Below are 23,742 nucleotides of genomic sequence, written 5' to 3' on the forward strand. Positions count from 1 at the left end.
TAAAAATAAGAATGGATGTTGATTTTACTGGATTTAGTATGAATTGTTTTACTTGGCTGGACTTCACTGGAAGTTGAAGTGGTGCCCGGACTCGGAATCGAACCAAGGACACGGGGATTTTCAATCCCCTGCTCTACCGACTGAGCTATCCGGGCTAACGGGGACGAATTAAACCGTATTCAGCTAAATCCGTCAACGACTTTCTACATAATTTTATCTGTGTGCTTTCAAATTGTTCAAGTGGTTATAAATTTAAACAATAATGGAGAGGATAGTGCCTCTCCATTCATTGATACCGATGATCAACTATCGACGATAGACTTTCTGGGTATTATTCACTTTCATCAAATAACGGCGTGATTCAGAAGCCGGATGTTTATTGGTCAGTGTTTCATAAACATCACCAGGTGCCATGGTATTGATGATTTGTGCCGCTTTTTTCTTATCACTGGAGAACACTCTCAATACACTGCCAGCGCCGCCATTGTAGGCGGTAATAACGGCATATCGACGTGAGGTTGCGTTGTTGATTTCCCCTAAATAGATATTCTGCAAGATCGATAGATATGCGGTACCTGCATCAATGTTATTTTCAGGATCGAAGAGATAACTGCGGCTAGGCTGGCCGGATTTTCCTTGCATCTTGAAGACATCCCGTCCAGCGGTATGCTGCATGACCTGCATTAATCCCAGAGCATCAGAACGACTGACAGCGTAAGGGTTAAAGCTGGATTCATTTTGCATAATGGCAAGGATCAGGGATTCATCAACGCCATATTTGATGGCGGCTTTGCGAATCATCGGCAGGTATTTATGTGCCCGTTTATCTAAATGATTAGGAACCAATTGAATAGTGACGGTCCAAATCATATGTAGCCCTGATTGGCGTTTTTGTAATTTATTCTGGAGAAGGTAATTTGCAAAATGACGTGCACGCCACTCCCAACGAATTGTCTCACCCGCATTATCCAAAACTTGCCCATAAAGAAATGGCTCTTTGCTGATCTGAATGTCATTGATGTCAGAATAAAGATCAACAGAGCCAGGATCGTCACCCATCAGCAAGGTGGTAATAATCGCCTTGCGTAAATGTTCAGAGGGTTCAATAGGCGATAAGGTTTCAATTGTGATAGTTCCCGCATCAAAATTGATATGGCTGCGAGTTTGGTATTGATCCGTGTATTTTACGTAATCTTTAGGGCCTGCGATTAAAACTTCTTGTAAGCCCCAAATGTTTTCAATGTCATGGGCAAATTGCCCCATTAAGATATCAAAACCATTCGTATCTTTTACGTATGCTTCATTGTATTCAATATCTTTTTTGCTAGAGCAGGAAATCAGGAGTGGAGTGAGAAGAATCAGAGCCAGCAGTCTTTTCATTTTACAATGCCGTTAGGTATTGGGGTGTCATCAGTGTTAGAGCCCGATAAAGAGGCTCTTATTTTATGTTAATGCATAATAATATTATGAACCTATCTCATTAATTGGGTGATTTTTATCTGTAGTGTCACCCAATGATAAGGCGTTATAAGATTATTTTTCCGGCGGTGTATAACCGTCGATTTTAATATCATGCCCTTCAAACAGGAACTTCACCATTTCTTGTTCGAGTAGTTTGCGATTTTCTGGGTTCATGGTGTTCAATTTTTTTTCATTGATCAGCATGGTTTGTTTACTCATCCATTGCTGCCACGCCTCTTTAGAAATCTCATTGAAAATGCGCTTGCCCAGTTCTCCTGGATAGAGCTGAAAATCTTGGCCTTCGGCTTCTCGTTGCAAAAAAGTACAAAAAATAGTTCTGCTCATAATAAATCCTCAAAATAATAGGGCGAAGTTTATCCCAGCTGTTGCAAAAGGTATTCAACGGGAGCTGCCAATCCAATAGTTGCTGGCTGGCGTAAGTTATACCAAAGTCCCTTGCTTTCATCCATGCAGGAATCAAAAGATAAAATATCGATTTTAATCGGTACGATATCGAGATGAAAATGGCTGAATGTATGACGAAATGCGATCAGTTGATCAGGTTTACTGTGAGAGATACCGGAGTCTTTCAACCACTGTTCCAGTGAAGCCTGATCTGTGAATTGTGGAAATGCGAATAACCCGCCCCAAATGCCTGAAAGTGGACGTTGCTCCAACCAAACTGTGTCGCCATGCTGCATCAATAAAAAATAGGCCGTTTTCTCAGGGATGGTTTGTTTCGGTTTTTTCCCTGGATAGCTTGCCCAACTATGATTGGCGTAGGCGATGCAGCCTGCATTGAGTGGGCAGATTTCACATTTGGGTTTGCTGCGGGTGCAGATCATTGCGCCCAAATCCATCATCGCCTGATTAAAGTATTCGACGCCCTGTTCCGGGGTAACACGGGTACTGATATCCCATAACTGGTTTTCCACTTCTTTTTTCCCCGGCCAGCCAGCAATGGCGTAGCAGCGAGCCAGAACGCGCTTCACGTTGCCATCGAGAATCGGGAAGTGTTTTCCCTGAGACAGTGAAAGAATGGCACCTGCGGTAGAGCGGCCAACGCCGGGCAGGGCAATAACACCATCAAAGGTAGTCGGAAATTGACCATTGTGTATCGCAACAATTTGCTGAGCCGCTTTGTGCAGGTTACGGGCGCGTGCGTAATAGCCCAGACCCGTCCATAAATGCAGAACTTCATCCAATGGTGCGGCGGCCAGTGAGGCAACATCGGGAAAACGTGAAATAAAATTCTGGAAATAGGGGATAACAGTCGCGACCTGCGTTTGTTGTAGCATCACCTCTGAAAGCCAGACGTGATAGGACGTTTTTTCCAACTGCCACGGCAGGGTCTTGCGACCATAGCGGTGATACCATTTAAGTACCGCCTGTGAAAATTGCTCGGCTTCCATCATTAGAATAATTGTCTTTATAGATGATCATTGTTTCGTGAACAGGATTGCAACATAGTGTAACCTCAGTGTAAACCCGAACTTTGTTTCGAAGCGCTACGCAAATCAGCATTAAAGTTGTGCTTATGGACACTGAACTTGATAAAATCAGCCACCTTTGCATAATTGCGCTCTCTTTAGGCAACCCTGTGGTACATAACGTCCCAGACGCCTGAGCAAATGCCTTTAAAACTGATAAAAAGTACCATGATAAATAACGTAATTTCACCGGAATATGATGAAAATGGCAGGGCTTTGCGCCGTGTCCGCAGTTTTGTGCGTCGGCAGGGCCGGTTAACGAGTCGTCAGCAGCAAGCACTTGATAATGTGTGGCCGAGGATGGGCATGGATTATCAGCCGGAACTGTTCGATATGGGCGAACTCTTTGGTCGTGAAGCGCCTGTCGTACTGGAGATTGGCTTCGGAATGGGAGCATCTCTGGTGATGATGGCAGGCCAGAATCCAGAGAAAAACTTTTTTGGGATTGAAGTTCATGTGCCGGGAGTAGGTGCATGTCTGGCTTCCGCAGAAGATGAAAATCTCAGTAATCTGCGTGTAATGTGTCATGATGCCATTGAAGTTTTGGAAAATATGCTACCGGAACAGAGTCTGGAAATGGTGCAGCTTTTCTTCCCTGATCCGTGGCATAAAGCCCGTCATAACAAACGTCGGATTGTACAGCCTGAGTTTGCCCAACTTATCAGAAGTAAGCTGAAAATCGGTGGTGTCTTCCATATGGCAACCGACTGGCAGCCGTATGCTGAACATATGCTGAAAGTGATGAGCGAGGCTGAAGGGTATTGCAACGTGTCGGAAAATAGTGATTATGTACCACGTCCTGATTCACGTCCGGTCACGAAATTTGAGATGCGCGGTCAGCGTTTGGGGCATGGCGTATGGGATCTAATGTTTAAGAGGGTAAAATAATGGCTAAAAACCGTAGTCGTCGTCTGCGTAAAAAATTGCATATTGATGAATTTCAGGAACTTGGTTTTTCCGTAAAGTGGAATTTCCCAGCCAATACACCAGTTGATATCGTTGACAGCACAGTTGATGCCTTTATTGAAGAGCTGGTTGAACCAAACGGTCTGGCACTGGATGCCAGCGGCTATTTACAGTGGGAAGGTTTGATCTGCCTACAGCAAATCGGCAAATGTACCGAAGAACACCGCCAGTTGGTGGAGAAATGGCTGAAAGATCGCGGTATGGAAGACGTTGCCCTATCAGAATTGTTTGATGTGTGGTGGGATTGATTCGCTATTGCATAAAAATAGTGTTTTATACAGAAATAACGCTGTATACAGGGGCTCCTTTGGGGCCCTTGTTTGTCTGGAGAAAAAGTGGTGAAGGTAAGGTTCTCTAATTCGTTATTGGCAGATATCTTAGATGAAGTACGCCCTTTGATTGGCCAAGGAAAAGTGGCAGGTTACATACCTGCTTTGGCAGAAGTTGCGGTAAATAATCTGGCGATGGCCATCTGTACGGTTGATGGGCAGGTTTTTAAAGCGGGAGATGCGGAAAAGCGCTTTTCCATACAATCCATTTCCAAAGTATTGAGCCTGACACTGGCGATGACGCGCTATCAAGAGCAGGATATCTGGCAGCGAGTGGGAACGGAACCTTCGGGACAGCCGTTTAATTCATTAGTACAGTTGGAACTGGAAAAGGGTATTCCCCGTAATCCCTTCATTAATGCAGGTGCCTTGGTTATCTGTGATATGTTGCAATCAAGGTTAAGTGCGCCTAAGCATAGAATGCTGGAGTTCGTTCGTAGCCTCACTGGGCAAAAGCACATTTGCTATGATGATATCGTTGCCCGTTCAGAAATGGAGCATTCCAGTCGCAATGCTGCAATTGCTTATTTGATGAAATCATTCGGTAATTTTGAGAATGATGTGCTCACGGCTCTACAAACTTATTTCCACTATTGTGCCTTGAAAATGAATTGTGTTGAACTGGCCCAATGTTTTATCTACTTAGCTAATCAAGGCCGTATGATCGGTTCTGGACAACAAATTTTAAGTCTTCGGCAAACCAGACAGATTAATGCGCTGATGCTGACGTGTGGTATGTATGATGGCTCTGGAGAGTTTGCTTTCAGGATCGGAATGCCCGGGAAATCCGGTGTTGGCGGAGGAATAGTCTGTGTTGTACCAGGGGAATTCACGGTTGCTGTATGGTCTCCTGAACTAAATAGCTCCGGTAACTCACTGGCGGGTTGTGCGGCATTGGAAAAATTGGCTGAGCGTATCGGGCGCTCTATTTTTTAGTTCAAACCTTAGTAAATAACAGCCGAAATCCTTGTCTCTGTGGGCAGGGTGTCGTCAGACAAAGCAAATCAGGAGAACGTATGTTACGCAGAATCGCGATTGCTGCATCGTTATTATTTGTCGCTCAGGTACAGGCAGGTTCTGACTGTCAGACGACAATTCAGGATGACATTATTGTCACGTCAAAGTCGGTGCAGATTGTTGGAACTAGTGGAAACCTGAGAATTTTGCCAGATGGTTCTATATTCCGTAACGGTAAAACACTGTTATTGAATCCAGAACAGCGTGGCAAGGCTCGGCAATATCAGCAGGCTATTCGGCAGGATCTACCATGGGTAAAGAAAGAAGCATTGAGCCATCTGACAAGTGCCCGTCAAGCACTGGATAAAGTTGTCGTCAATACAATGGGGAAGGAGAGTAATATCCGTAACCGTTTATCCCAATTGGAATCTGGCCTCAATAAGCAAATTGATAAAGTACTTGAAACTCGTTCTGATGGCGTTGCATTCAACTCTCAGGCCATTAAGAAGGTGGAATCCGAAGGGCAGAATCTTATTCAGCAGAGTCTTGGCGGTATTTTGCAGGATAGCATTAATGAAATGAGCCGTAAGAAGAGTGAGCAGAATGGTGATGGCAAACAGCTGTTGATGTCTCTTCTCGGTGGATTGGGCGGGATGCAAAATGGTTTTGATGCAGAATGGAAAAAACAGGAACAAGAGCTGAATCGCTTTAAGGGTGAAGTTTGTAGCAAGGCTAACCAATTGGAACAACTACGCACCAGTCTCATGAACTCTATTAAGTGAATCACAACACATCACTAAAAATAAGAATCAATATGAAATTGATTCTTATTTAATTGACATCGTAATGTTGCCACCTAGAATGCGAGTCACTTATTACTAATCTGCGTAATTCAGGTGTAACAATGAAAAAAATCCTGCCAGTTGTTTTAGCTTCACTGTTTTCTGTCACCAGCTATTCTGCATTCAGTCAGCCATCAGTGTTATTCACCCCTAATTCCGTGATAGTACAATCTGGTGATTTCGTCACAGTAAAACATCTTTCCGGTGAAACACAGGTTAAAAAGAATCCTGAGCGGATCGTCCTGTTTGATTTTGGGATTTACGATTCACTGGTAAAGCTGGGTTTATCTGATCGCGTTATCGCATTACCTGTCAGCAATGCCCCTGAATATGTGCGTGGCAATATGTCAGCAGATATGCAAAATGCAGGGGGGATGAAAGAACCAGATTTAGAAAAATTGGTTGGCATGAAACCGGATCTGATTGTGATTACTGGGCGTCAGGGGAATTTCTATCAATCTCTGTCAAAAATTTCCCCAACAGTGAATTTAGATACTGACAGTAAAAATTATCTGTCGTCTGTTGAAAGCAACTTAAAGTTATTAGGTGAACTATTTAACAAGCAGAATGCGGTTAAAGCCCAGATTGCAGATCTGGAAAAAACGATTGCCACAGCGCAGGAAAAAGCCCGGTCGTCGAATAGTAAAGCGTTGGTTCTCCTGCATAATGCAGGCACTTTATATCCGAATAACCAAGCGATTGTTTATGATGTGGTGAAAGCCCAGCGCACTGAATTACCACTTCCAACCGATAAAGAAAAATCCCGTGTGGTAACAGCAGAAATGATTGCTAAAGCAAATCCTGATGCTATTTTTATCATCGACCGTAGCAAAGCGATTGGTGCAGGCGAATTGACAAAAGATCAGTTTGAAAATGATCAAGTGAAATCAACCAATGCCTATAAAAATGGTAAGATCGTTTATCTGCAACCTGATCTATGGTATTTGTCTGGTGGTGGGCTGGACAGCATGATTCGACAAATTAATGCGGTTGCTGATGCGTTGTAATTCTATAAATTAATTATTCCTTATTAAATCAGCCCCGAAAAATGAATACTAAATTCTATTTTCGGGGTGAATGAACACTGCCGACAAAACTGCACCTGATATTTTCAGGTGCAGTTTATCCTTTAAAGAAACAGTTCTAATAGTGAATTCAGGAATAACTTGCCGTGTTTGGTGATCTGCCAGTGCGTCGCGTTTTCAGTGATATAACCTTTAGCCAGTGCTTCATCAAGTTGTGGACGAATGGCACTTTCCGGTAATCCGGTAAAATCACTGAAATCGTGTCGTGGCATAGCTTCCAGCAAGCGAAAACGGTTCATGAAAAATTCAAATGGACGATCTTCATTATCCACTTGATTTTGCTGATCTAGATAACGTCCCTGCATATAGCCGCGCGGGTGCTTGGTTTTGACTGTACGGAGAATACGGCCATTTTCAAACGAGATTTTTCCATGTGCGCCGCAGCCAATACCTAAGTAATCACCAAAACGCCAGTAATTGAGATTATGCTGACATTGATAACCCGCTTTGGCATAGGCCGAAGTTTCATATTGCTGGTAGCCCGCGGCTGTCAATAATTGATGCCCTTGGGAGAAGATATCCCATAGCGCATCATCGTCCGGCAGAACGGGCGGGCGGGAACCAAAGCTGGTGTTAGGTTCAATCGTCAATTGATACCAAGACAGATGCGGTGGGGAAAGTTCAATCGCCTGACGTAAATCATCCAATGCTTCATTCAGTGTTTGGTTGGGTAACCCGTGCATCAAGTCCAGATTGAAACTGCGTAAACCAAGGTCGGCAGCCAAATGTGCTGCCCGTTTTGCTTCGTCTGGGCCATGGATGCGCCCTAGGCGAATCAACTTATCTGAACCAAAGCTCTGTACGCCGATGGAAATTCGATTGATGCCTGCTTTCTGGTAAGCGCTGAAACGGCCAGCTTCAACAGTTCCCGGATTGGCTTCCATCGTGATTTCTGCCTGCGAAGAGAGTGGCAGAGACGCCCGTACTCCGTCAAGCAGGCGTTGCATACCCTCGGCGCTGAGCAGGCTGGGGGTTCCGCCGCCGATAAAAATTGTCGATACTTCACGATTTTCAATCATCGGCAAGTTAGCACGTAAGTCTGCCAGCAGGTGCTCAACATACTCCTGATGTGGTACATCTCCCTTTAATGCGTGTGAATTGAAATCACAGTAAGGGCACTTTTGTACACACCAGGGAATATGGATATAAAGACTTAGTGGTGGTAATTTAAGCATTAAGCATGGCTTCCAACAGCATTTTCAACGCTTGTCCACGATGTGAAACTGCACTTTTTTGTTCGCGACTGAGCTCTGCTGCTGTACAGCCAAATTCTGGCACATAAAAAATCGGGTCATAGCCAAAACCGCCATTGCCAGCGGGTTCATGGGTAATGATGCCAGACCAGCGACCGTGGAAAATCAGTGGAGTCGGATCTTCTGCATGACGTAGATAGACCAGCACACAATTGAATTGTGCCTGACGCTCTTCATCAGGAATATCACGCATCGATTCCAGCAGTTTGTCCAGATTATCCCGATCGGAAGCATCAATACCTGCGTAGCGGGCAGAATAGATGCCCGGTGCGCCACCTAAGGCGTTGACTGATAGCCCTGAATCATCTGCTATTGCGGGTAATCCCGTTATTGCCGCTGCATGGCGAGCCTTGATGATGGCATTTTCAATGAAAGTCAGGCCTGTTTCATCGGCTGAATCAACACCCAGTTCGGTTTGAGCCACGATATCTAAGCCAAAGTCAGTCAGTAAATCAGCCAACTCACGAACTTTGCCAGCATTACCTGTGGCGAGAACAACTTTTTGCATTGCTTTTATCCAATTAATCTATTTATTTAATCAACCGCTTATCATTGAAATTAACCACGCCATGACATCGTAACGTAGGGCATTCAGCGCGTAGAGAACTAATATGACAATCATGGCAGAAAAATCAATGCCACCCATGGCAGGAATAATACGACGGATAGGTGACATTAACGGTTCAGTCAGTTGAATCAAAACATAGTCAACCGGATTGCGCCCTTGACTGATCCAACTTAATAATGCACGGGCAATGACGAGCCAGAATATGAGTTTTCCGGCTGCGGTAAGTAGTTCAATCAGTCCGACAGGGAACAAAATCGCGAGAGGTATCACAAATTGTCCCGTTGCGAGCCATGCAGGTATCAGCATCTTAAGAAGAACGATCAGATAGGCAAACACGATGGATGCTGTATCGATAGGACCAATAGCGGGGATGACTTTGCGTAATGGGCGTACCACAGGTTGGGTGATTTTAACGATAAATTGTGCGAATGGATTATAAAAATCACAACGCACCCATTGCATCCAGACACGAAGCAGTAAAACCGCAATATATAAATCTAGAACGGTAAGAAAGATAAAGTTTAAGAATTGCATGTAGCAGCCCTGATTAAATGACACTTGATTGAATTAAAATAGTTTTTCCATTTCCTGCGCTCGGCGGATTGCTGCCTGCATGGCGCGGGATACGATCTCTGGTAGATGGCCTTCATAAAAAATGCGCAGAGCTTCGGCAGTTGTACCGCCTTTAGATGTTACCTGCTCGCGCAGAATAGCAAAAGGAAGATCTGCCTGTGACTCAGCAAGTTTAGCCGAACCTGTAGCCGCTTGCAGGACAAGTTCCCTGGCAGTTTGGCTATCGAATCCCAGGCGTTCAGCTTCTTGCTGCATGGATTCCATGAACAGGAAAAAGTAGGCCGGTGCACTGCCTGCGACGGCAATAATATTGTTGATGCCATTCTCATCATTGACCCAGCAGACTTTACCAACACCTCTCATCAGCGATTCGGTAAACTGGCGATCAGGCTGAGTGACGTGCTCAGGCGCAAATAGGCCACTGATCCCTTGCCCCACAAGTGCGGGCGTATTTGGCATGATGCGGATGATATTGAGGTTATCCTGCAACAGCGTGTAAAAACGGGCAACAGGAATACCTGCAGCAATAGAGAGTACCAGTTTATGACTGAAATCTATTTGTGAACGCAGTGAATCACACACTTCTGCCATCATTTGAGGTTTTACTGCCAGAACAATGACATCGGCTTCTTGGGCATAACGAATGTTATCGTTTTCGCTGTTGATGCCATACTCTTTTGCCAGAACATCACGACGGGTTGTATTTGGGGAGCAGACAGTGATGAGTCCGGCAGGATAACCTGTTCTGACCAGTCCGGCGATAATGGCATGAGCCATATTGCCAGCGCCAATAAAGGTGATTTTACGATTTTCCATTAAATAGTCTCGCATATTAATCAGTTGATTTTGGCCAGTTAATTTAGGGTTGAGCATTGTACTGACGGGCACCGAAAATTGCCGTTCCAATGCGCACCAATGTAGAGCCGCAGGAGATAGCGGCTTCCATATCATCCGTCATACCCATTGAAAGTGTATCAACTTGTGGATATTGCGTTTTCAATTCAATAAACGCCTGTTCCATTTGGTGGAATATCGCCATCTGACGTTCAAAATCGCTTTCTGGTGCAGGGATCGCCATCAGCCCACGTAGTACCAGATTGGGTAGCGCATTTATGGTCTTTGCCAGTTCCGACAGTGATTCCAAAATAATGCCCGATTTGCTGTCTTCGCCACTGATATTAATTTGAATTAGGATATTAAGTGGCGCCATGTTTTCAGGGCGTTGCTCACTTAAGCGCTGGGCGATTTTTAATCTGTCTATGGTATGGCACCAGTCAAAATGTTCTGCTACTAAGCGGCTTTTATTGGACTGCAAGGGACCGATAAAGTGCCATACCAAATCATGATGATTGGCAAAGTGTTGAACTTTCTCAACCCCTTCTTGAACGTAATTTTCACCAAATTCCCGCTGACCAGTCGCTATGGCTTTTGCGATAGCGTCCGCAGGTTTGGTTTTACTGACTGCAAGCAGAATAATTTCTTGTGGAGAGCGTCCGCATTTTTGAGCTGTAAGGGCTATGCGGTTCCTGACATCGTGAAGATTTTGTTCGATATTGTTCATAAGTGACTCAGGAGATTAAAAAATGAATATGGAAAAATTGGTGGCTCTTAGTGTAAAGCATAATGCTTCTGATCTGCATCTTTGTGTCGGGAAAGTTCCGGTTTTGCGCATCAATGGTGTACTGTACCCACAGATGCAATTGGCCGAAATGCAGGGTGATACCCTCATGGTATGGAGCAGAAAAATATTGACCGAAGAACAACAGCAGCAGTTACAGGAATACGGTCATGTTGATTTTGTGGTGGAGATGCCAGATAAACAGCGGCTCAGGGGGAATCTGTTTTACCAACAGTGTCAGGTTTCAATGGTATTGAGGTTAATCGCGGATAAATGTCCTACTCTGGAACAATTATATGCACCGGACATTATCCAACGTCTGATTTTGCAAGAGAAAAGTGGGCTGGTATTAGTGACAGGCGCAACGGGAAGCGGTAAATCTACTACTTTGTCGGCGATAATCAATGCCTTCAATAATCATGGCAACAAACATATTATCACGTTGGAAGACCCGATAGAATTCGTTCATCAAAGCCGAAATTGCCTGATACAGCAAAGACAAATCGGCAGGGATGTACCGGATTATCAAACGGCTTTGAAAGGTGCATTACGGCAAGATCCTGATGTGATTTTGCTGGGAGAATTGCGTGACAAAGAGACGATCCGCTTGGCATTGACAGCGGCTGAAACAGGACATTTAGTTCTGTCAACATTACATACCCGTGGAGCAATTCAAGCACTAGATCGTTTGGCTGATGTTTTCAGCGCGGAAGAAAAGGGCTGGATATGCAGCCAACTGGCAGGAAGTTTAAAAGCAGTTATTTCTCAACAACTGCTTCCGGCTAGAGAGGGGGGAAGAGTCGCCATTTATGAAGTTTTGGTCGTCAACCAAGCGGTCAGCCATTTGATCAGGGAAGGAAAAAATCACCAAATTGCGACATTAATGCAGACAGGTGCTGCCTGCGGTATGCAAACTCATGAGCAAAGCCGGCAACAGCGTGAATCGTTGGGATTGCTGGCGGAATAGTATTGCGGGATGTTGTTCCATAATGACACCCATACTTCATTGTGAATATTGTTGCTCAAACCAACTTTCCAGAATGACGACAGCAGAAGCAGAATCGACTTTGCCTTTATCCAGTGCCTTATAACCACCGTGATCGAACAGGTGAGAGCGTGCTTCTATAGTGGTCAATCGCTCATCGTGCAGCTCAACCTGAACGCCAAAACGCCCGTGTAGACGATTGGCAAATTTACGCGCCAGAGCGGTGACGAGTTGTTCTGTGCCATCCATATTCAGTGGTAATCCGACAATGACCAGATCGGGTTGCCACTCTTTGATGAGTTTTTCAATGAGTTGCCAACTGGGAGAACCCTCTTTAGCTTTGAAGGCGCTTAATGCCCTGGCTGTGCCGGTTACTTCTTGTCCGATAGCGGTACCAATGCTGTGAGTACCGAAATCGAATGCGATTATTGTGCGATTTTTCATCAGGCATGCCCTGCTTGTGGTGCGAGGTTGTAAATATTGATCCCGAGCAGTGAAGCCGCTTCATGCCAACGATCGGTTACGGGGGTATGAAAAATGATGGAGGATTCTGCACTGACCGTCAGCCAGCTATTTTCCATGATTTCTTGTTCTAACTGGCCTTTTTCCCAGCTTGAATACCCCAGGGTCATTAAAACATTTTCGGGCTGGCGTGGAGTGCCTAATACTTCTAGCATGTCTTTGGACGTGGTTATCATCGTCTCATCAGAGATCTGGATACTTGAACTGAACCCGGATTGCGGAGTGTGCAAGATAAAGCCATGTTCTTCAGACAGTGGGCCACCTGCCATAACGGGTTTATTTAAATTGATGCTGTCGTCTCTATCTTCGGGAGTGATCTCCAATTTTTCTAAGAGGCTTTGGATAGAAATTTGGGCTATAGGTTTATTGATAACTAACCCCATTGCCCCGTTTTGATCGTGTTCGCAGATATAAACCACCGAACGGTTGAAATAAGGATCAGAGAGCGAAGGCATGGCAATAAGAAAATGGTGCTGTAGGTTCATGTGTTTTCTGATAATTATTTTGGCAATGTTAGCGTAATTTGGCTCACAGTATGTGAGCCAACATTATAAATGGTAAATGCTGTCCAGCCGGTTATGCCGGCTGTTTTTCCAATCGTTTTTCGATGGCATCCATCAGCATACCAGTAATAGAAATTTCTGGGAATGCAGCTTCTATTTCACGTACACAGGTCGGGCTGGTGACGTTGATTTCAGTCAAACGGTCGCCAATGATATCGAGCCCGACAAAGATTAACCCTTTCTCTTTCAAGACTGGTGCAACAGCACGGGCAATTGCCCAGTCACTTTCTGTCAGAGGTCGGGCTTCTCCGCGCCCACCTGCCGCAAGGTTACCACGGGTTTCCCCTTGTGCAGGGATGCGTGCAAGGCAATAGGGTACAGGTTCGCCGTCAACAACCAGAACACGTTTATCCCCGTCCTTAATGGCCGGCAAGAAATTTTGCGCCATACAATAACGGCTGCCATGTTCGGTCAGCGTTTCGATAATGACACCTGTATTCGGGTCATCTTGTTTTAAACGGAAGATGGAAGCGCCTCCCATACCGTCCAGTGGCTTAAAGATAACATCGCCATGTTTTTGATGGAACTCACGTAAGGTTTTTGCATTGCGAGTCACCAGTGTATCTGGTGTCAATTCTGGGAACCAGGCTGTGAACAGTTTTTCGTTGCAGTCGCGCAGACTCTGCGGTTTGTTAACGATCAGGCTGCCTTTGGCTTCAGCCCTTTCCAGAATATAAGTAGCGTAGATGTACTCTGTATCAAAAGGAGGATCTTTGCGCATCAGAATCACCTGCAAGGTATCGAGAGCAATCTCTTGTTCGCTGCCAAACTGATACCATTGCTGCGGGTTTTCTTCGACTGTGAGCAGGCGGGTACGGGCGCGAGCATCTCCTTGATGTAGATAGAGATCATCCATCTCCATGTAGTGGATTTCCCACCCGCGTTTCTGCGCTTCCAGCAACATGGCAAAACTTGTGTCTTTCTTGATTTTGATGGATGAAATTGGGTCCATCACTATGCCGAGCTTGATCATTCTTTCTCCTTAACCCAGATCACCGAAACGCACTTGCAATGCCGTAATTGCGGTGAGTGCCGTAGTTTCTGTCCTCAAGACGCGAGGGCCTAACAGGATATCAGTAAATTGGTGATTTGCCGTCATTTCGATCTCTTCAGCGGATAATCCCCCTTCAGGGCCGATTAACAGGCGTACTTTTTCCACTGGCAGTGGCAGTGTGTTGATACTTTGGCTGGCACGGGGATGCAGATTTAATTTTAGGCTGCCATCGTTTTCCGCACACCATGTTTCAAGTGACATGACCGGGCGGATTTCTGGAATACGGTTACGCCCACATTGTTCACAGGCAGAGATCACAATTTTTTTCCATTGCTGTAATTTTTTTTCTAGCCTTTCCGCATCCAGCTTTACACCACAGCGTTCAGAAAATAATGGAGTAATAGTATTGACGCCCAACTCAACCGATTTTTGAATTGTGAATTCCATCTTTTCCCCACGGGACATCACTTGCCCCAGATGCAGGTTTAGTGGTGATTCATGATCGGACAGTTTGCCATCGGTAATACGTACTTTTATTGTTTTTTTACTGACCTCAATAAGTTCTGCATCGAAAACCTGGTTGCTGCCATCAAACAACTGTAATGGCTGCCCATTACTCATTCTAAGTACCCGGCCAACATGGTTGGCAGCCTCATCACTCAGATAGATTTCCGTCTCTACGGAGAGCCGTTCAGGGTGATAGATGCGGGGAATTCGCATATTTCTTCTTTCCTTCTTTTTTCCGGACGTTTCCGGTATGGCGCAATAGCCATATCACAAAGTTGATTTATCGCCATGATAAATGAGCGCTGATTGCGTGATCAAGCTATCTCTTAAACCATAGGGAGCACGTTATGCACTTGCGAGTCGGCTCGCATATTTATTTCATAATGGCTGTTTTAACTGATTTTCTATTGCTAATCACCTGAGTGATAAATTAATATTCCTCGTGTTCTGATTGCGGTCAGAAAAATAGATAAGGAATATAATGACAGGGATGTTATTCACGAATGCCATGTTGAATATTTTCATGGATGATAATAAAGGATAGTTTAGCCAACATGGATGGTATAATAATTATGGTTTTCTGTAGTATGTTAATTTTTTTATCAATCATTGATATTAAAACTTATCAATTACCAGACGTTATCACTCAACCTTTATTATGGTTTGGCCTTATTTTTAATAGCAGTGAGAATTTGGTATCGATCAAGAGTGCGATATATGGTGCAATATCAGGATATCTATTTTTATGGTTATTAAATAAGGTCTGTCGATATATATTAAAGAAAGAGGGAATAGGATATGGCGATCTGAAATTAACGGCTGCTATTGGTGCGTGGCTGGGTATGGAAATGATTCCTGTATTGATGTTACTGTCTTCAACATCTGGATTGTTCGGGTTTATGATAGTTTGGTTTAAAAGAAAAACATACCCTGATTTTATTGCGTTTGGGCCTTATATTTGTTTGTCTGCGATAGTGTTGATGGGGTTTAGAGTCAGCGGTATCAATATCATGGGGATTTAATCGAGAGCAACTTGCAGGTTTTGTGTAAAACGTTCATTCTCTCACTTTGTTTATTGGAGAAGAGAATCTCTATCATGGCATTAAAGATTACGGCACTACTGGAAAATCAGGTTCTTGCACCTTACAAAACGGTCTTGGCTGGTAAACCTGGGTTGAGTTTACTGATTCAGGATCAAGATACCACAATCCTGTTTGACACTGGGCCAGATGGTAGTTTTATTGATAACGCAAAGAAATTAAATATCGATTTATCTGCGGTCTCAACGGTTGTGATATCACACGGTCATTTTGACCATTGCGGTGGGCTGCCTTTTTTTTCTACTGATGCTAAAGTTATTTGTCATCCTGAGGTTAAAAACGAAAGATATTATGGTTGGGTAATCACGGACAACAAAGCACTTACATTCAAAAAACTATCCAAGCAAATTGATTACGGAAAATTTGATACTTTTTTTTCAAAGGACGAAACTCATATTAATGATAGTTTCGTCTATTCAGGAGAGATTAAAAAAGAAGAGAACAAACGCTATGGCGTTATTGTTGGAGGAAAATCTGAAGGAAAATATTCTCCTGACTTTGTCAAAGATGAAGGTGTTTTAATTTATAAATCTAGACATGGGTTAATTATTTTTATTGGATGTGGGCATCGTGGTGTTATTGAAATTATCAAATTTTGTAAGCAGATAACGGGCATTGATCAAGTTTATGCGGTTATTGGTGGGCTACATTTACGTTATGCTTCGCCGTTTAAACTATTGCCTATTAGAAAGTACATCAAAAAAGAAAATATACAGCATGTTTATGCTTGCCACTGTAGTGGTATGTGGGGGAGGTTATGGTTACCTAATGCTAAAAATCTTTCTACTGGGCAGTCAATTGAGATTGATTAATGTTATTCTATTTTTAGATAAAAAATGATGCTGCTATATTAAAATAACAGCATCGTCTTTAAAGTTTGTTGCATGAATAACGTTATTCATGGAGCACAAAGGAAATATGCCAATAAATCCTGTGTGATTATATTTTCAACTTACTGAGGCCACTTCATTTCACCTTTCAATACTTTGGCACTCAGCTCAAGGCTGGATTCATCAGCAAGGTTTGGATAGTGTTTCTTCATGGCTGCAACCAACGCCTCTGAATCTTTGGCTTTTGGTAACTCTTTTTCCAGCGTCGTCAGATACTTTTGCGTAAATGTGACTGATTCCAGCGTCATCGGTGCATTACCCACATAATGGCCAGGTACAACAGTGTCAGGTTTCAGGCTTTTGATGCGATCTAATGTCTGCATCCAGTGCTGGCGTGATACTTTGGTTTGAGTATCTGCAATCCATACATGGATATTGCCAGAAACAGTAACACCGCCAACAACAGCTTTCAATTTAGGCACCCAAACGAAAGTACGATCTGCGGCTGGGCCATCTAAACCTTCCACAATCAGCTTTTCACCGTCAACGGTGAAGGTATTTCCTTTCAGTGGCTCTGGCACAATGACCTTTTTCGGAGCCTGATCTTGCAGAATTCCACCCCAATATGTCAGTTTACCGTCTTTGGTTTCATTGATGGCTTTGATGGTTTCAGGTGAAGCGATCACTTTGGCTTCAGGGAAGGCTGTCGTGATCACATCAAGACCAAAGTAAAAATCAGGATCAGACTGGCTGATATAGATCGTTGTCAGTTTTTTTCCGGTTTGCTGGATCATTTTTACCAGCTCTTGGGCATCACTCTTTTTAAATTGCGCGTCAATCAGGACAACTTCATGGTCGCCACTGATGATTTCAGAAGAAACAGGAAATATACCGGTTTCACCTGGATTGTAGATATCCAACTTGAGATTGGCTGCTTGAGCCAGCGATGCCATTCCCAAGGAAAGGGTCGCCGCCAGAGCGATATTTAATGTTGTTTTGCGAGCCATTATTGAATTCCTGTATCAAAATGTTTATTTGCTTGAATGGCACATATAATAAGTTGCATATTTCGATTTAAAAACCGCATAATCTGCAATTATTTGTTGCATATATCGATCTAATTACGGCAGGGGATAAACAGGCAGAATGGATAGGATCACGGCAGCGCAGGTTTTTGTCACGATTGTAGAGCAGGGGAGCTTGGTTGCGGCGGCGGAACGGCTTGATATGTCACGGGCAATGGTGTCGCGTTATCTGGCTGAAATGGAGAAATGGGCAGGTGTTCGTCTACTGCATCGTACGACACGTAAAATCAGTCTGACTTCAGCAGGAGAAAATGCTTATCAGCATAGTCTGAAGTTGCTGGAATTAGCGGAGACAATGCCAGTTCAGCAATCACTGGAATCACAAACTCTGAGAGGGCTGCTGAGAGTGAGCTGTTCTCAATCGCTGGGTATTAGCGCGTTGTCTGTTGCTATTCCTGAATTTATGCGCAGGTATCCACAAATTGCCGTCAACTTACAAATTAACAACAAAGTCATCAACTTGGTTGAAGAGCGTATTGATTTAGCGATTCGCATTACTAATAATTTGGAACCAAATCTGATTGCCCGCCCATTATCCATTTGTCATTCTGTTGTTTGTGCGGCTCCCTCTTACTTAGATGGAAAAATTATTCCACAGAAACCCACTGATTTAGCCTCACATAATTGCCTGACATATAATTTTTTTGGCAAAAGTTTGTGGCTGTTTGAAAAACAGCATGAGCAGTATTCAGTTCCTGTCAGTGGTACGCTTAGTGCCAACGAATCAACAGTACTGATGGAAGCGGCTTTACAGGGAGCAGGCATCGCCATGCAGCCTTATTATTCTGCTGCTCCGTATTTAATGTCTGGGCAGTTGGTTGAGTTATTGCCGGATTATCAACCTCAGGCAATGGGGATCTATGGTATTTATGCCAGTCGTCAGAATATGCCGGTTACTTTGCGGGCATTGCTGGATTTTCTGGTGGACTGGTTTGCTAATGCACCCCATTGGCAGCAGTTAATGTTGAAAAGCTAATGCCAATTTTCGCGGAAACAGGCCGGTCTGTTGTTTTAAATGGGTAATGAATATTTCGACGGGTTCCGAAAATGGCCGATGTATGGGCTTGATTAAACTGACCGTGAATGGGATGTCTATGCTGAATGGCCGGACGCAGATCCCCGCATTTTTATCCAGATAATCCAAGGCAGTTAAGGGATTCACGACAGACATGCCGATACCTTCACTGATCATGGCACAGACTGACGCCGCGCTGTGAGTTTCCATGATCATATTGCGATTGACATGATGTTCGCTAAATATGGTATCAATGAGCTGCCTGTAACTATCTGTTATCGACAGGCTGATAAATTTTTGCTCATGAAAATCTTCTGGCGTCAGTCGTGATTTTTGACTGAGTGGGTGATTGGCAGGTAGGACGCAGACTTCATTCAAGGTAATCAGCGTTTCTTGCTCAGTGCCTGCGGGAGTCTGCAAATGTTCGGTCAAACCGATATCGTGGCGTTGTGCTGAAAGCCATTCTTCCAGCAATGGAGATTCTTGCGGGATGATGGTCAGTTTCGCTTCCGGATAGCGTTGAATGAAACTATGGCAGGCTTTTGGCAGTAAAGATTGGGAAAACACTGGCAGACAGGCGATAGAAAGCTGTGCATGTTCGAATTGACGAATGCTTTCTGCTGCATTAAGTATCCTTTCCAGCCCATAATAAGAACGCTGGACTTCTTCAAATAATCGCAATCCCTGTGCCGTGGGAAATAAACGCCCTTTGATCCGATCAAATAACCTGAATTTCAGCAACTGTTCAAAACGTGCCAGTTCACGACTGACAGTGGGTTGTGACGTTTTCAATAATACCGCGGCGTCAGTCAGGTTTTTGGTGGTCATTACTGCGTGAAAAATCTCAATGTGTCGCCATGAACAAGAGTGCATAATTTCATCTCTTTAATACGGATTGCTATTTCATCATGGATAATGCTTTATCTACATAACATGATTAGTTTGAAAAACAATCAAAACGATATCATAAATAAATAGACTATAGCTAAATGGATATTTTCCTTCCTGCCTTATTGCTGTCAATAATGAAGCATCTGTTGGTTTGGTGAGAAATTTCAATGACGACATCAACTTTGACTGGTTTTTCAGGCAAAAACTTTACTCCGGAGAATCTGCTGCGTTTACCCGTTGATTACGGAACACCATTATGGGTTTATGACAGTGACATTATTATACGAAAAATCAATCAATTAAATCGGTTTGATATTATTCGGTTTGCACAGAAAGCCTGCTCTAATACCCATATCCTGCGTTTGATGAGAGCACAGGGAGTAAAAGTGGATGCGGTGTCATTGGGGGAAATTGAACGAGCACTTTATGCTGGATACAAGCCCGGACGTGAGCGATCCGAAATTGTGTTCACTGCAGATTTAATTGATGTAGCAACACTTAATCGAGTGATTGAGTTAGATATTCCAGTCAATGTTGGTTCCATTGATATGCTGGAGCAGATGGGTACACGTCAGCCGGGTCATCCTATCTGGTTGCGCATTAATCCGGGATTTGGTCATGGTCATAGTCAGAAAACCAATACGGGCGGTGAAAACAGCAAACACGGGATCTGGTTTCAGGATTTACCGCTGGCGATTGAGAAAATCCGCCAATACGGGCTGAAATTGGTGGGGCTGCATATGCACATTGGTTCTGGAGTGGATTATCAGCATCTTGCCAATGTATGTAACGCTATGGTGGAGCAAGTCATATTGTGCGGTGAGGATATTCAGGCCATTTCAGCAGGAGGCGGATTATCAATTCCTTATAAAACGGGTGACGAAGTGGTGGATACTGAACACTATTACAGTCTGTGGCATGAAGCTCGCCAGCGCATTGAACGGCACTTGGGGCATCATGTTGAACTGGAAATTGAACCAGGCCGTTTTCTGGTGGCTGAATCAGGTATTTTGATGGCTGAAGTGAGGGCGGTGAAATCAATGGGTAGCCGTCATTATGTGCTGGTGGATGCGGGTTTCAGCGATTTGATGCGCCCAACTATGTATGGAAGTTACCATCATATTTCTGTTTTGTCGGTGGATAGCCAACATATTGATGAGGCTAATTCGGAGGATGCTGAGTTACATGAAACGTTAGTTGCAGGGCCGTTATGTGAATCCGGTGATGTGTTTACCCAATCAGCAGGTGGGGATGTTATACCGCGTTTGTTGCCTCGCGTTCGTGTAGGGGATTATTTGATTTTCCACGATACAGGCGCTTATGGTGCATCGATGTCTTCAAACTACAATAGCCGTCCTTTGATCCCTGAAATCTTGTTTATTGAGGGTGACGCTCGTTTGATTAGACGTGGGCAAACAATAGAAGAATTGCTGGCATTGGAAGCGGTATAAATAAAATACGGGGCATTTTCTGTCCCCGTATTCTCGATGACTTATGTTGTTCGGTCAACATCAAGCGGCTTTAGTTTGATGCTGACTTTCAGGCTTTTTTGCTGAATGAGGTACAGCAAATGCATCCGGCTCAAACTCATCAACATTGATTGAACGCAGTCGGCTATTTTCTGCACGTTTCAGGATATCTGCTTCTGCTTGGGTGATCTTGTGATCCGCCAATGCACGTTCAGCTAACTGATCCAGACGTGTGAAGCTCAGGTTTTTGCCTGCTTCGCGGCTTAAGCGTGCATGAATGGGTTCTGCGGCAATGATATCGTGCAGAGCTTCTTCCAATAACCCATGAGGATTATGCTCGCTTGGTGTCAGATATTGTCCACGACCAATCCGGCTGCGCGTTGCGGAAGGTGTTTGTAATATCTGAGCCAGTTTATGATCCAGTTTATCAGACGGTGCAGTATGTGAACGGCCCAATGGGAACACCATCACTCGCATTAAACCAGCAACCAAACGGTTAGGGAAATTGCGCAGTAAATCGTTCAGAGCCTGCTCTGCCTGATACAGGCTATCTTCTACCGCCCATTGTAACAATGGCAGATCTTCTTTCTGACGGCCTTCGTCTTCATAGCGTTTCAGGGCTGCTGTAGCCAGGAAGATTTGACTCAGAATATCCCCAAGACGAGCTGAAATGCGTTCACGGCGTTTCAGACTGCCACCCAATACGCCCATTGCAACATCAGAGAGCAGGGCAAGGTTAGCACTTAGACGGTTGATGTGCTGGTAGTAACGGCGAGTTGCATCGCTGACTGGCGTACGGCTGGTTCTGCCATTAGTGATGCCAAGCCACAGGCTGCGCAGGGTATTGCTGGCAACATGGCCCAAGTGGCCAAACAGGGCTTTATCAAAGGCTTTGACATTGTTATTTTCTGCTGCGGCTATTTCAGCCAGTACATAAGGATGGCAGCGGATCGCACCCTGACCAAAGATGATCATGCTACGAGTCAGGATATTCGCGCCTTCTACTGTAATAGCAATGGGGGCACCCTGATAGGCACGGGCAAGGAAGTTGGATGGGCCAAGACAGATGCCTTTACCGCCAGCGATATCCATTGCATCAATAATCGAGCGTTGCCCTCTGTGGGTACAGTGGTATTTCACAATAGCAGACAGAACCGCAGGTTTTTCACCCAGCATAATGCCGCCTGTGATCATAGTTGCTGCGGCATCCATCAGGTAAGTATTACCTGCAATACGAGCCAGTGGCTCTTCGATACCTTCCATTTTGCCAATCGGAAGTTTGAATTGGCGACGAATATAGGAGTAAGCACCGATTGCCATGGCGGCACTTTTCAATCCACCTGTTGCGTTGGATGGTAGGGTAATACCACGGCCGACCGATAGACATTCAACCAGCATACGCCAGCCTTGGCCTGCCATTTTCGGTCCACCAATGATGTAATCGATAGGAACGAAAATATCCTTGCCACGGGTTGGCCCATTCTGGAATGGAACATTCAGTGGGAAATGGCGATTGCCGATTTCAACCCCCGGGGTACTAGTGGGGATTAAGGCACAGGTTATACCCAGTGATTCGGTATTCCCGATCAAATGTTCAGGATCGTACAATTTGAATGCCAATCCCAAAACAGTCGCAATAGGAGCTAGGGTGATATAGCGCTTATTCCAGTTCAGACGCATACCGAGCACTTGCTCGCCTTGCCATTCACCCATACAGACGACGCCGGTATCGGGAATTGCTCCGGCATCTGAGCCTGCTTCCGGGCTGGTCAAGGCAAAGCAGGGAATCTCTTCGCCACGGGCAAGGCCGGGAAGGTAATGTTTTTTCTGCTCATCTGTACCATAGTGCTGTAATAATTCACCTGGCCCCAGTGAGTTTGGAACACCGACAGTAATCGCCAGAATACCAGAGACACCAGATAGCTTTTGCAGTACTTGTGATTGGGCATAAGCTGAAAAGTCCAGGCCACCATATTCTTTCTTGATGATCATGGCAAAGAAGCGATTTTCTTTCAGGTATGTCCAGAGTTCTGGAGGAAGATCGGCTAACTCATGGCTAATTTGGAAATCATTTGCCATGCGGCAGGCTTCTTCCACAGGGCCATCAATAAATACCTGTTCTTCAGCAGTCAATTGTGGCTTCGGATAGTTATGCAGTTTTTTCCAATCAGGATTACCACGGAACAGCTCACCTTCCCACCAGGTTGTTCCTGCATCAATGGCTTCTTTCTCTGTTGTAGACATGCTTGGCATGACTTTACGGAATGCTTTTAAGCCGGGTGCAGAAAATAGAGATATACGCGTTGGTGTGAAGATAAGGGGGAACAGAATAATGGCAAGTGGTAATAGTAGCCAGTAGCTCCAAAGACCCGTTATGCCCATGACGAGTGTATAGGCAACAAGTAGCAGGCTGCTGGCAGCCAGGCTGACTTTGCGGTAACAAAGCCCGCCAATCAAGACTAAAAACAAAATAATGCTGAGAGCGGTCATAGTAAAAACTCCTGTTAATCTCAGGTGAGTTGTCAGAGGTCTGACCTGTTATGGTGTTCTTCTTTTTAGATGAGGAAAACGTATTTATCAATATATTTACATCTTAATTACAATCTAGCTCACAAAGTCATTGTAGTTTGCTGTGTGAA

At 44.5% G+C, this 23,742-nt stretch carries 25 protein-coding genes and 1 tRNA gene; 10 read left to right on the plus strand and 16 right to left on the minus strand.

The features are described 5' to 3' along the window. Positions 1-79: 79 nt before the first annotated feature. From PSI22_RS08755 to mutY, 4 genes are all read right to left on the minus strand, one after another. Positions 80-155 (minus strand) — tRNA-Phe (locus PSI22_RS08755). A gap of 151 nt (positions 156-306) precedes the next feature. Beyond that, positions 307-1,380, minus strand: a complete 1,074-nt coding sequence (gene mltC / locus PSI22_RS08760) for a membrane-bound lytic murein transglycosylase MltC (RefSeq protein WP_273579414.1) — start codon at positions 1,378-1,380, stop codon at positions 307-309. Positions 1,381-1,533: 153 nt separating this feature from the next. Beyond that, a complete protein-coding gene (locus tag PSI22_RS08765; protein WP_273579415.1) occupies positions 1,534-1,806 on the minus strand; it encodes an oxidative damage protection protein in 273 nt (90 codons plus the stop codon). Between the two features lie 29 nt (positions 1,807-1,835). Beyond that, positions 1,836-2,876 carry an A/G-specific adenine glycosylase gene (gene mutY / locus PSI22_RS08770; protein WP_273579416.1) on the minus strand — a complete coding sequence of 347 codons (1,041 nt, stop codon included), beginning with the start codon at positions 2,874-2,876 and terminating at the stop codon, positions 1,836-1,838. 243 nt (positions 2,877-3,119) lie between these two features. Between mutY and trmB the strand changes: the two genes are divergently transcribed. The 5 genes from trmB to PSI22_RS08795 all read left to right on the plus strand — a co-directional run bounded on the left by trmB (position 3,120) and on the right by PSI22_RS08795 (position 7,052). Beyond that, positions 3,120-3,839, plus strand: a complete 720-nt coding sequence (gene trmB, locus PSI22_RS08775; protein ID WP_273579417.1) for a tRNA (guanosine(46)-N7)-methyltransferase TrmB — start codon at positions 3,120-3,122, stop codon at positions 3,837-3,839. Then, the gene (locus PSI22_RS08780) at positions 3,839-4,165 is read left to right on the plus strand and encodes a YggL family protein (protein ID WP_273579418.1); all 327 of its coding nucleotides are present in this window, start codon (positions 3,839-3,841) and stop codon (positions 4,163-4,165) included. The genes trmB and PSI22_RS08780 overlap by 1 nt, the downstream gene beginning before the upstream one ends. Positions 4,166-4,255: 90 nt before the next feature. Further along, positions 4,256-5,182, plus strand: coding sequence for a glutaminase B (glsB, locus tag PSI22_RS08785; protein WP_273579475.1), 927 nt, complete (start codon positions 4,256-4,258; stop codon positions 5,180-5,182). Positions 5,183-5,262: 80 nt separating this feature from the next. Next, entirely contained in the window at positions 5,263-5,985 is a 723-nt protein-coding gene (locus tag PSI22_RS08790; protein WP_273579419.1) for a DUF2884 family protein, read from the plus strand. 122 nt (positions 5,986-6,107) lie between these two features. Then, positions 6,108-7,052: a siderophore ABC transporter substrate-binding protein gene (locus tag PSI22_RS08795; RefSeq protein ID WP_273579420.1), complete on the plus strand. Its 945-nt coding sequence runs from the start codon at positions 6,108-6,110 to the stop codon at positions 7,050-7,052. 122 nt (positions 7,053-7,174) lie between these two features. On the opposite strand, the gene hemW is transcribed toward PSI22_RS08795, so the two are convergent. Genes hemW through PSI22_RS08820 form a run of 5 tightly spaced genes read right to left on the minus strand, consistent with a single transcriptional unit; the run spans position 7,175 to position 11,085 of the window. Then, on the minus strand, positions 7,175-8,305 hold the full coding sequence (hemW, locus tag PSI22_RS08800; protein WP_273579421.1) for a radical SAM family heme chaperone HemW: 1,131 nt from the start codon (positions 8,303-8,305) through the stop codon (positions 7,175-7,177). Then, on the minus strand, positions 8,298-8,891 hold the full coding sequence (locus PSI22_RS08805) for an XTP/dITP diphosphatase (RefSeq protein ID WP_273579422.1): 594 nt from the start codon (positions 8,889-8,891) through the stop codon (positions 8,298-8,300). The genes hemW and PSI22_RS08805 overlap by 8 nt, the downstream gene beginning before the upstream one ends. Positions 8,892-8,921: 30 nt before the next feature. After that, entirely contained in the window at positions 8,922-9,485 is a 564-nt protein-coding gene (locus PSI22_RS08810; protein ID WP_273579423.1) for a YggT family protein, read from the minus strand. Between the two features lie 33 nt (positions 9,486-9,518). Beyond that, on the minus strand, positions 9,519-10,340 hold the full coding sequence (gene proC / locus PSI22_RS08815; RefSeq protein WP_273579424.1) for a pyrroline-5-carboxylate reductase: 822 nt from the start codon (positions 10,338-10,340) through the stop codon (positions 9,519-9,521). 43 nt (positions 10,341-10,383) lie between these two features. After that, positions 10,384-11,085, minus strand: a complete 702-nt coding sequence (locus tag PSI22_RS08820) for a YggS family pyridoxal phosphate-dependent enzyme (protein WP_273579425.1) — start codon at positions 11,083-11,085, stop codon at positions 10,384-10,386. A gap of 22 nt (positions 11,086-11,107) precedes the next feature. Here PSI22_RS08820 and PSI22_RS08825 point away from each other — a divergent pair, with 22 nt between their 5' ends. Beyond that, a complete protein-coding gene (locus PSI22_RS08825; protein WP_273579426.1) occupies positions 11,108-12,109 on the plus strand; it encodes a type IV pilus twitching motility protein PilT in 1,002 nt (333 codons plus the stop codon). Between the two features lie 36 nt (positions 12,110-12,145). Here the strand turns inward: PSI22_RS08825 and ruvX are convergent, their stop codons facing one another. From ruvX to rsmE, 4 genes are all read right to left on the minus strand, one after another. After that, a complete protein-coding gene (ruvX, locus tag PSI22_RS08830; RefSeq protein WP_273579427.1) occupies positions 12,146-12,571 on the minus strand; it encodes a Holliday junction resolvase RuvX in 426 nt (141 codons plus the stop codon). Beyond that, positions 12,571-13,134 carry a YqgE/AlgH family protein gene (locus tag PSI22_RS08835; protein ID WP_273579428.1) on the minus strand — a complete coding sequence of 188 codons (564 nt, stop codon included), beginning with the start codon at positions 13,132-13,134 and terminating at the stop codon, positions 12,571-12,573. Before PSI22_RS08835 ends, ruvX begins: the two co-directional genes overlap by 1 nt. Before the next feature lie 91 nt (positions 13,135-13,225). Then, positions 13,226-14,185, minus strand: coding sequence for a glutathione synthase (gshB, locus tag PSI22_RS08840; protein ID WP_273579429.1), 960 nt, complete (start codon positions 14,183-14,185; stop codon positions 13,226-13,228). A 9-nt stretch (positions 14,186-14,194) separates the two neighbouring features. Further along, a complete protein-coding gene (rsmE, locus tag PSI22_RS08845; RefSeq protein WP_273579430.1) occupies positions 14,195-14,926 on the minus strand; it encodes a 16S rRNA (uracil(1498)-N(3))-methyltransferase in 732 nt (243 codons plus the stop codon). A gap of 341 nt (positions 14,927-15,267) precedes the next feature. On the opposite strand from rsmE, the gene PSI22_RS08850 reads away from it, so the two are divergent. Together PSI22_RS08850 and PSI22_RS08855 are read left to right on the plus strand one after the other, a co-directional pair. After that, complete coding sequence (locus PSI22_RS08850) at positions 15,268-15,735, plus strand: prepilin peptidase (protein ID WP_273579431.1); 468 nt, start codon at positions 15,268-15,270, stop codon at positions 15,733-15,735. 74 nt (positions 15,736-15,809) lie between these two features. Continuing rightward, entirely contained in the window at positions 15,810-16,625 is an 816-nt protein-coding gene (locus tag PSI22_RS08855; protein ID WP_273579432.1) for an MBL fold metallo-hydrolase, read from the plus strand. 140 nt (positions 16,626-16,765) lie between these two features. Here the strand turns inward: PSI22_RS08855 and PSI22_RS08860 are convergent, their stop codons facing one another. Further along, the gene (locus PSI22_RS08860) at positions 16,766-17,650 is read right to left on the minus strand and encodes an MBL fold metallo-hydrolase (protein ID WP_273579433.1); all 885 of its coding nucleotides are present in this window, start codon (positions 17,648-17,650) and stop codon (positions 16,766-16,768) included. Between the two features lie 139 nt (positions 17,651-17,789). Between PSI22_RS08860 and PSI22_RS08865 the strand changes: the two genes are divergently transcribed. Then, on the plus strand, positions 17,790-18,704 hold the full coding sequence (locus tag PSI22_RS08865; RefSeq protein ID WP_273579434.1) for a LysR family transcriptional regulator: 915 nt from the start codon (positions 17,790-17,792) through the stop codon (positions 18,702-18,704). Here the strand turns inward: PSI22_RS08865 and PSI22_RS08870 are convergent. Beyond that, on the minus strand, positions 18,687-19,616 hold the full coding sequence (locus tag PSI22_RS08870) for a LysR family transcriptional regulator (RefSeq protein ID WP_273579435.1): 930 nt from the start codon (positions 19,614-19,616) through the stop codon (positions 18,687-18,689). The two genes, PSI22_RS08865 and PSI22_RS08870, sit on opposite strands and share 18 nt — an antisense overlap. 185 nt (positions 19,617-19,801) lie before the next feature. Here PSI22_RS08870 and lysA point away from each other — a divergent pair, with 185 nt between their 5' ends. Next, on the plus strand, positions 19,802-21,085 hold the full coding sequence (gene lysA, locus PSI22_RS08875; protein ID WP_273579436.1) for a diaminopimelate decarboxylase: 1,284 nt from the start codon (positions 19,802-19,804) through the stop codon (positions 21,083-21,085). Between the two features lie 60 nt (positions 21,086-21,145). On the opposite strand, the gene fadE is transcribed toward lysA, so the two are convergent. Then, positions 21,146-23,593 carry an acyl-CoA dehydrogenase FadE gene (fadE, locus tag PSI22_RS08880; protein ID WP_273579437.1) on the minus strand — a complete coding sequence of 816 codons (2,448 nt, stop codon included), beginning with the start codon at positions 23,591-23,593 and terminating at the stop codon, positions 21,146-21,148. Positions 23,594-23,742: the final 149 nt, after the last annotated feature.

The organism is Xenorhabdus aichiensis (genome assembly GCF_028598775.1).
Taxonomy (GTDB): domain Bacteria; phylum Pseudomonadota; class Gammaproteobacteria; order Enterobacterales; family Enterobacteriaceae; genus Xenorhabdus; species Xenorhabdus bovienii.